At 44.1% G+C, this 7350-nt stretch carries 10 protein-coding genes and 1 pseudogene; 3 read left to right on the forward strand and 8 right to left on the reverse strand.

All coding sequences use genetic code 11. The annotated features are described in order from the left end of the window. Positions 1-200: 200 nt before the first annotated feature. The 7 genes and pseudogenes from F6K20_RS17095 to F6K20_RS17125 form a co-directional block, all read right to left on the reverse strand. Positions 201-407, reverse strand: coding sequence for a hypothetical protein (locus F6K20_RS17095; protein WP_287266737.1), 207 nt, complete (start codon positions 405-407; stop codon positions 201-203). Positions 408-499: 92 nt separating this feature from the next. Beyond that, on the reverse strand, positions 500-844 hold the full coding sequence (locus tag F6K20_RS17100) for a XisI protein (RefSeq protein WP_287266739.1): 345 nt from the start codon (positions 842-844) through the stop codon (positions 500-502). Continuing rightward, a pseudogene (locus F6K20_RS40695) lies at positions 832-1246 on the reverse strand (XisH family protein). Before F6K20_RS40695 ends, F6K20_RS17100 begins: the two are co-directional and overlap by 13 nt. After that, entirely contained in the window at positions 1246-1392 is a 147-nt protein-coding gene (locus tag F6K20_RS17110; RefSeq protein WP_287266740.1) for a hypothetical protein, read from the reverse strand. The pseudogene F6K20_RS40695 and the gene F6K20_RS17110 overlap by 1 nt, the downstream one beginning before the upstream one ends. 45 nt (positions 1393-1437) lie before the next feature. Beyond that, on the reverse strand, positions 1438-1704 hold the full coding sequence (locus F6K20_RS17115; RefSeq protein WP_287266741.1) for a type II toxin-antitoxin system RelE/ParE family toxin: 267 nt from the start codon (positions 1702-1704) through the stop codon (positions 1438-1440). Continuing rightward, positions 1704-2078: a hypothetical protein gene (locus F6K20_RS17120; RefSeq protein WP_287266743.1), complete on the reverse strand. Its 375-nt coding sequence runs from the start codon at positions 2076-2078 to the stop codon at positions 1704-1706. The genes F6K20_RS17115 and F6K20_RS17120 overlap by 1 nt, the downstream gene beginning before the upstream one ends. Before the next feature lie 25 nt (positions 2079-2103). Then, the gene (locus tag F6K20_RS17125; protein WP_287266745.1) at positions 2104-2340 is read right to left on the reverse strand and encodes a hypothetical protein; all 237 of its coding nucleotides are present in this window, start codon (positions 2338-2340) and stop codon (positions 2104-2106) included. A 508-nt stretch (positions 2341-2848) separates the two neighbouring features. On the opposite strand from F6K20_RS17125, the gene F6K20_RS17130 reads away from it, so the two are divergent. Together F6K20_RS17130 and F6K20_RS17135 are read left to right on the forward strand one after the other, a co-directional pair. Beyond that, a complete protein-coding gene (locus F6K20_RS17130; protein WP_287295413.1) occupies positions 2849-2977 on the forward strand; it encodes a hypothetical protein in 129 nt (42 codons plus the stop codon). Between the two features lie 290 nt (positions 2978-3267). Next, the gene (locus F6K20_RS17135) at positions 3268-3432 is read left to right on the forward strand and encodes a hypothetical protein (RefSeq protein WP_287266747.1); all 165 of its coding nucleotides are present in this window, start codon (positions 3268-3270) and stop codon (positions 3430-3432) included. Positions 3433-3582: 150 nt separating this feature from the next. Here F6K20_RS17135 and F6K20_RS17140 read toward each other — a convergent pair whose 3' ends face one another. Further along, complete coding sequence (locus F6K20_RS17140) at positions 3583-5232, reverse strand: eCIS core domain-containing protein (protein ID WP_287266749.1); 1650 nt, start codon at positions 5230-5232, stop codon at positions 3583-3585. 73 nt (positions 5233-5305) lie between these two features. Here F6K20_RS17140 and F6K20_RS17145 point away from each other — a divergent pair, with 73 nt between their 5' ends. Continuing rightward, entirely contained in the window at positions 5306-7246 is a 1941-nt protein-coding gene (locus F6K20_RS17145; RefSeq protein WP_287295415.1) for an ATP-binding protein, read from the forward strand. Positions 7247-7350 lie beyond the last annotated feature (104 nt).

Genomic DNA, 7350 nt, shown 5'->3' on the forward strand with positions numbered 1-7350 from the left:
TATAGGTAATGGGTAATGGGTAATGGGGAATGGCTGCTCGCCTTAAGATGCTTGGGGTTTGGTGGGCAAATGTACAAGGTTTGACCAATTGATCAGTTATCATCGACCAATGCCCACCCTACTGCTCGCCTTGGGGTTTGGTGGGCAAATGTACAAGGTTTGACCAATTGATCAGTTATCATCGACCAATGCCCACCCAACTACAAGAGCGATCGCACTATTTTATCAAAATCCACTGATTGTGGTGTTTGGTGGGCAAATTCTAAACGGAAGTGCGATCGCATTCGGAGCGGGTAGGGTGGGCAAATACTAAAACGGAAGGCAATTTCATCTCGAACCCAAGACCATTTGCCCACCAAACAACTAAACGGAAGTGCGATCGCATTCGGAGCGGGTAGGGTGGGCAAATACTAAACGGAAGGCAATTTCATCTCGAACCCAAGACCATTTGCCCACCAAACAAGATCAGCGATTGGCCTACGGCCACGCTACTGAATGCTTACTTTGTGCCATAGCCTGAGTATTGGCGCATAGAAGGTGGCTGAAACCCAATAACAATATCATTTTTGGGAACGTTCATATTAACCAGATCTTGACCAATATCCCATTCAGTATTGTTATTCTGAATCCAGATCTTGCTATTTTTAATCTGTAAATGAACTGAACAGCCATAAACTCTTTCTTTCTTGTCCCAGCCGATGGCCATTACTTGATAATGGTCGTTTTCCGTATCAAAAATGTTATGAATTTCCATGTCACCATGAGAGGGTTTGTAACTGGCATATTGATTCAGTAGTTGCTTGATTATACTGCGATAATTTTGAAGCTTTTCTAGGTTTTCCATGATACAATTACCTCATTATCAATGTCATAACTTAATAGTTTCAGTTGGTAATCTTGAATAACCATTTGAGGAAATTCCTTCTGAAAAAACCTTCGGTAGGTCGTATCGGGAACCGCCATAAATAATTGTCGTTCTGGATCTTTTACCTTTAACGCTACTCGATAGTTAATGAATTGACCAATGGCAAGGTGGAAGTCTGTAATTGAGGAGGGATTAATAAAACTTTTGATTTACCACTGCCTTCCGCTGACCATTTCTTTCTGCCGCTATTAGCTTTTCGGCACCCAGATCAATAAAAAATTCTACTCCGCCTACTTTCAAAAAAAACGGATCATCGGTAATTTGCCAACCATCTTTAATTAAGGCATTTTTGACAACATCATGAAATAAGTCTTTTGCCATTACTCTTGCTTCCTTGCATCACAGGACCTGTGGTATTTAAAGTGTTGGCGGAGGTAACGAATGAAGTAGGGGGTAAAGCGAGCATTCCGTAGGGTAGGGTCGGCAAATTCTGATAGCTTGGCAATTTCATCAGGATTCATGTTCATTTGCCCACCCTACAAGAGCGATCGCACTTCCAAATTCATGATCATTTAGAATAAATCTGCATGGGAACCGGAACGAACCAGAAAAAGATTGGTTTCTGAGGTTTTGTAGATTAAAATCCAGTCTGGTTCGATATGACAATCTCGGTATCCACTCCAATTTCCTGTTAAGGCATGATCTTTGTATTTGGGTTCTAGTTCTTTTCTCTCTAATAAGTTATCAATAACTGATTTCAGCTTTTCCATATTTTTGCCACGCTTCTGTAGCCGTTTGACGTCTTTCTTAAAGCGGTTTTCAAAAACCGGTGATAGCATTAAATTCCCAGTTCATTGTAGAGAGATTCTTTATTGGCACAAACGGTCAAGTTTTTTTGTTCTTCAATATTTATAATCGCTTGTTGGGTCTCTTCATTGAAGTCGTTAATTGTATAAGTCTTCTCTTCAATTCGTTTCTCTCTTTCAGCTTGCTGCAAAATAAGCGCGAGGTGTTTTTGTAAAAAAATGGCTAGGGCGTTTTGTTGTTCTTCCGAAAGCTGTGCGATCTGCTCAAAGGTTTCTTGGATTAATTTAGTCATGGGTGGTTTTTGCGAAACCGTATTGATCGAAATTGTAGCACTTTGACATCCTCCCACCGCTAAATCAAAGATTATAGTGCGATCGCACTCCATGGCGTAGGGTGGGCAAATCATCAACCATTAACCATTTGATCACCAATCATGTCCATTTGCCCACCCTACTACTGATATAATATGTCACATGTTGATAGTTCCCTGTTCCCTGTTCCCAGGCGTAGGGTGGGCAAATCATCAAAGTAATACCATTTGTATACCAATCATGTCCATTTGCCCACCCTACTATTTGATCAAAATCAACAGGGAGTAGGGTGGGCAAATTATGATTGTGGCGTAGGGTGGGCAAATTATCAAAGTAATACATATGTCCACCAATCATCGACCTTTGCCCACCCTACTACAAGAGCGATCGCACTTTGCCCCGTCCGCCATCGATAATGCTTTCGAGCCAAGAGCATCGACCCTTGCACCGCTTCTTCTCCGATTTTCGGTTATTCATTCATGGTCACTTTGCTTCTTGATGATGGGTTCGTTCCTTTCTTGATTTACTACGTAAACGTAGTGCTGCCAGATATATGTGCAGATAATGATAGCCATTCCAATCCACAAGCCGGGCTTTTTCATGTAATGTAAACCTCCATACAACGGCAATAAGTTACCAGACCCTAACGCCTCAGACTAGAGTTGCTTACAGTAGGGTGGGCAAATTATGTAGGTTTGGCAATTTCATCTTTGTGTCATGTCCATTTGCCCACCCTACTACTGATATAATAATATGTCTACATCATTGGTGTTACGAGCGCGATTAATATAGCGTTTATCGTAGCTATGAGGTACACATTATTTTTGCCCTCTTCCCTCACTTCCCCTCCTGGGAGGGTTTAGGGGTGGGTTCCTCTTACCTGCTCCCTGCTCCCTGCTCCCGTCTTGATGCAGTCGCTCATGGGGGAAACCCCCAAGACCGCGCTGCATCGCTGCTCCCTAAAAACCAGAAATTTGTACCTCACAAGTCGTAGAATTGCTATTATTAAGATAATTGCAGCAATCGTTGTCAAAACCAAAAGAAAGGCCAATTCAAAATAAGGCCAATTCAAAATTCAAAATTCAAAATTCAAAATTCAAAATTAGAAATTAGGGCTCTCCTAGACTGATTATACTAAATTAGTAGTTTAAATTAGCTTAACCCCCTCAGCATAGCAACCTTAGGAGAGCCGAAATTATAAATTCAAAAGCATTTTGAATTTTGAACTCATAATTTTGAATTGGCCTTATTTTGAATTTTGAATTTTGAATTTGAGCGAAGCGATTGACTCGGCTTTACGAGCAAGGTGCGGATGAGCAACGCATTGAGACAAACCTTAACCATTGGTGGCGGTGGGTTAGAAGTGGGGTGGATGGGGTGAGTCTGTTTGGTTTTGGGTTGGTGGTTTACAAGGCTTTAACCATACATACAACAGAGGCGTACGCATGACCTAGGGTAGGGTGGGCTAATTCTGAGAGATATGCAATTTACTCGGAAAAAATGATCATTTGCCCACCCATCAAGATCTGCGTACGCACCACCCTTCTGCCTTCTGCATGCTGCCTTTCCGCTGCCCCTTTCTTATAAAACGCTAATTACTTAGTATATTGGGTTATTCCTTGGTGGTGATATTTTTTTATCTTGGAATGGGGAGAGCTGATTCATCTGGTCAAATGGGATGATTTGCATAATTATTCGGTTCGGACTCTCGTTGACTATGCTCACTTTACCATCAGGCTCCACTTCCCTTTGCACATTATAATATTTTAGATTACCATCAGCATCCCTCTTTCTATTTATTCGTATTGGTCCCGATCTCAATCCTCCACCTACTTGTCCCCAACCGATTTGCTCTAATGATATATCTTCTAATGTCTTAATCGTTTCAGGGATTGAACGAATCTGGTGCTCTCTCATTTGTGTGAAATCTAACCAGTATCTTTGCCGCATTTGTTCATCCAGCCAGTCTATATGAGGCACCACTGTACATATCAGCTTCGAGCTACCGTTCAAGTGGAACTGTTTAGGATCTTCTGGCACAGCCCTTACCCCGTATCTAATGTAAGAGCTCTCCGATGCGAATCCTCGTTTCATCAGATAATATAAAACTTTCACTTTCTCTTTCAAGGGTTCTTCCACTTGTTGCGAGTGATCTCGATTTGCTTTTGCTGTGATCGGAAATAGATTATCTTCAACCCCGGGGCCACCCAGTTTACCGTTGAGCAGATGACCCTTTATATATAACCGTACCCCATCGGAGTCTCTTAAATTATCATATAAATCTCCCTTTCTTGCATAAGGTCCTGATCCCTGTTGAGGATCCATTGGATTTAACCGCGCCGTCATCGTGTAGCCCACCCTTTCACTATGCAAAGGTACGCCGCTCCCTTTCTTATAATCAAGCTGTTGTGGACTATTCTGAACCACCGTCCTATCCTCCTTCTTCACCCGTTGTAATGGAGCCCTATCTGCCCGATAAACATAACTCTTTCTTCCAACGGGAGGTTCTACATTCGTATATTTCATATGTTGTAAATCCAAGACTTTCCTACCCATTACATCCGCTTCCCTTTCCAATCCCTCTTCTTCGATCATATATTCTCCCATCGCCTGTATCGTATTATTCACCCTCCCCTGCTTCTGCTGCACCACATGCCATGCCTCATGAGCCAAATGCTTCTCCTGCCCCGGCCCAACATGAATATCCGTCCCCTGTGCATACGCCAGGGCTTGCAACTGTGCTGGTTTCTCCGAGTTGTAATGCACCCTCACATCATCCATCGAGTAGCCAGAGAGGTTCTCTATCCCTGCCTTGAGGCGATCAGGCAAGCCGGTTTTGTTTTCATTTTTGCTACTCACTGCCCTCATGCTATCGCCATCGGTCAACGAATCCCCCGTCAACGGTTGTGCTGCTCGCTGCACCATCATCCTTTTCGGCTGCACTACCATTTGCCCACCGTGATTCGCCCCTTGCCTGCTTCTATCTCCCGGCTGTCCAAAAGAAAACTTCCCTTGCAGCCCCATCTCTCTCCTTCCCGTTTCCGGCTGGTATTGTCCTGATTCTAAGGTGCGCATCACCTTCGCACTGATACTTCCCCATTCCCCCACCGCCTCTTCCGCGTTCCACTCCCTTTCCTCTGCTTCCATTATTTCTCTATAACCTTTCCGTCTGGAGTCTTTATTATTTTGATCAAATGACACTGAAGTAGAGTGAGAATATTTCGGTTTATAGGTATGAGTAGTGCGCATAGCTAGTTCCTTTTACCTTGTACCCTATTAGTAAACCAGATCAGTCGATCCATCCGTCTTCCAGGAGCGCGACATGGCACCCCTTTCTCAAACCAACTGGTATCACTCTAATATTAGTTCTCTGTTACAAGAAATCGATCGAGTTCGTAACTATTTAGAAAAATACATAGAAGGTAAAGAAAATCAACAAATCGTAACTGAATTTGTTGACCTAACATCTGCCCTGGCTGAACTTTGTATCCTCTTAAATCTCTCCCCTTTTGAAAGGGATATCCTGCTAATGTGCGTGGGCATGGAAATAGAACCTATGTTCCAGTCCTTGGTGGCCATTGCCCAAAAAAATCATCCTAACAAAAACTATCCTACTCTTAGTTTAGCTCTTGACGCCCTGCCCGGACCCAGTTGGCGTGTCCTTTCTCCCGAAAGCCCTTTACTATACTGGCAACTGCTCCACATAGAACCAGGATCAATCCTAACCAAGTCCCCCCTCATAATTGACCAGCGTATCCTCTGCTTTCTGTTAGGAGAAAATGCCACAGACCAGGAATTAGCAAGCATTATCACTCCCCAACCGCCTCAGACCAACCCTCATCTTTTGCCTAGCTCTCAGTTAAGTATAGGGTCGCAATTGATCACCATTTGGTCTGGCAGCGAGGGGACAAATAGCTATCCCGTGGTGCAATTATCTGGCTCGGATCGAAGCACTAAATACCAAATTGCCTCCGCCACTTGTCAGGGTTTGGGGTTAAAGTTACATACTCTCGACCCTGCCGCTCTGACCACCAAGCCCCAGTTGGTCTACCAACTCGCGAAGCGTTGGCAAAGGGAAGCAATACTTAGCAATAGTGTCCTGTTTATTGACTGCGATAGTTATAATTTTACGGAGCCAGGGCGGGAGTATGCTCTGAGCCAATTTATTGATAGTAACAATACTCGTTTAATCCTCTGCTGCAATCACCGAAAAATTGACTGTCAGCGGACTGTTGTTAACGTTGACATCCCCCCATTGAGCCACCAGGAACAATATGACCTGTGGGAAAGCCATATAGGGTCAGCAGCAGCAGAACTTAACGGTCAACTTGAGCGCGTCGCCGTACAGTTTAACCTCAGTAGTGCTAGTATTCAAGCCGCCTGTGATCAATTCAAAATTCAAAATTCAAAAGTTCAATTATGGGATTTATGCCGCCAAATCAGCCGTAATCAATTAGAACACTTAGCGCAACCGATAAATGCTACGGCTACCTGGGAGGATCTGGTATTACCAACCCCACAACGGCTGCTTCTTGGGGATATTGCCACTCACCTCAGATACAAGTATAAAGTCTATCAGGAATGGGGTTTCGCCCACAAAGGTGTCCGGGGTTTGGGCATCAGCGCCCTATTTTACGGTGCTAGCGGTACTGGTAAAACCATGGCAGCTGAGGTATTAGCCAACGAATTTCGCCTCTCTCTTTATCGCATCGACCTCAGTCGAGTTGTCAGTAAATATATTGGTGAGACCGAAAAGAATCTGCGGCGGATCTTTGATGCAGCTGAAACCGGAAGTGCTATTCTACTGTTTGACGAAGCCGATGCCCTGTTTGGTAAGCGTACCCAAGTTAAAGACAGTCACGACCGCAACGCTAACATCGAAGTCAGCTATTTGCTGCAGAGAATGGAAGCCTATCAAGGGTTAGCTATTTTGACCACCAATTTCCAAAGCGCTCTCGATAGTGCCTTTGAGCGCCGGATTCGCTTTGTGGTCGAGTTTCCGTTTCCCGGACCCGAAATCCGTACCCAAATTTGGCAGCGGATTTTTCCTCCCCAGACACCAACCCAAAACTTAAATTACCAGAAACTCGGTCAACTAAAAGTAGCTGGCGGAAATATTCGCAATATTGCCCTAAATGCCGCTTTTTTTGCCGCCGCCGCCGATGAACCCGTGAACATGGAACATATCTACGAAGCAACAAAACGGGAATATCAAAAGTTGAAGAAAATGTTGACAAACGAAGAGATTGAAGGCTGGTTTTAGTTGTGGGGAGTTCATGGGAATCGGGAATCGGGAATCGGGAATCGGGAATCGGGAATCGGGAATCGGGAATCGGGAATCGGGAATGGGGAATGGGGAATCGGGAA

The sequence above is a fragment of the Moorena sp. SIO2C4 genome (assembly GCF_010672485.1).
GTDB classification, from domain to species: Bacteria; Cyanobacteriota; Cyanobacteriia; order Cyanobacteriales; family Coleofasciculaceae; genus Moorena; species Moorena producens.

Excerpts from the sequence above, each read along its gene's own strand:
- F6K20_RS17140 (WP_287266749.1), bottom strand. The coding sequence starts at position 5,232 with ATGCGCACTACTCATACCTATAAACCGAAATATTCTCACTCTACTTCA.
- F6K20_RS17120 (WP_287266743.1), bottom strand. The coding sequence starts at position 2,078 with ATGATTTGCCCACCCTACGCCATGGAGTGCGATCGCACTATAATCTTT.
- F6K20_RS17110 (WP_287266740.1), bottom strand. The coding sequence starts at position 1,392 with ATGAACATGAATCCTGATGAAATTGCCAAGCTATCAGAATTTGCCGAC.
- F6K20_RS17100 (WP_287266739.1), bottom strand. The coding sequence starts at position 844 with ATGGAAAACCTAGAAAAGCTTCAAAATTATCGCAGTATAATCAAGCAA.
- F6K20_RS17125 (WP_287266745.1), bottom strand. The coding sequence starts at position 2,340 with ATGATTGGTGGACATATGTATTACTTTGATAATTTGCCCACCCTACGC.
- F6K20_RS17145 (WP_287295415.1), top strand. The coding sequence starts at position 5,306 with ATGGCACCCCTTTCTCAAACCAACTGGTATCACTCTAATATTAGTTCT.
- F6K20_RS17115 (WP_287266741.1), bottom strand. The coding sequence starts at position 1,704 with ATGCTATCACCGGTTTTTGAAAACCGCTTTAAGAAAGACGTCAAACGG.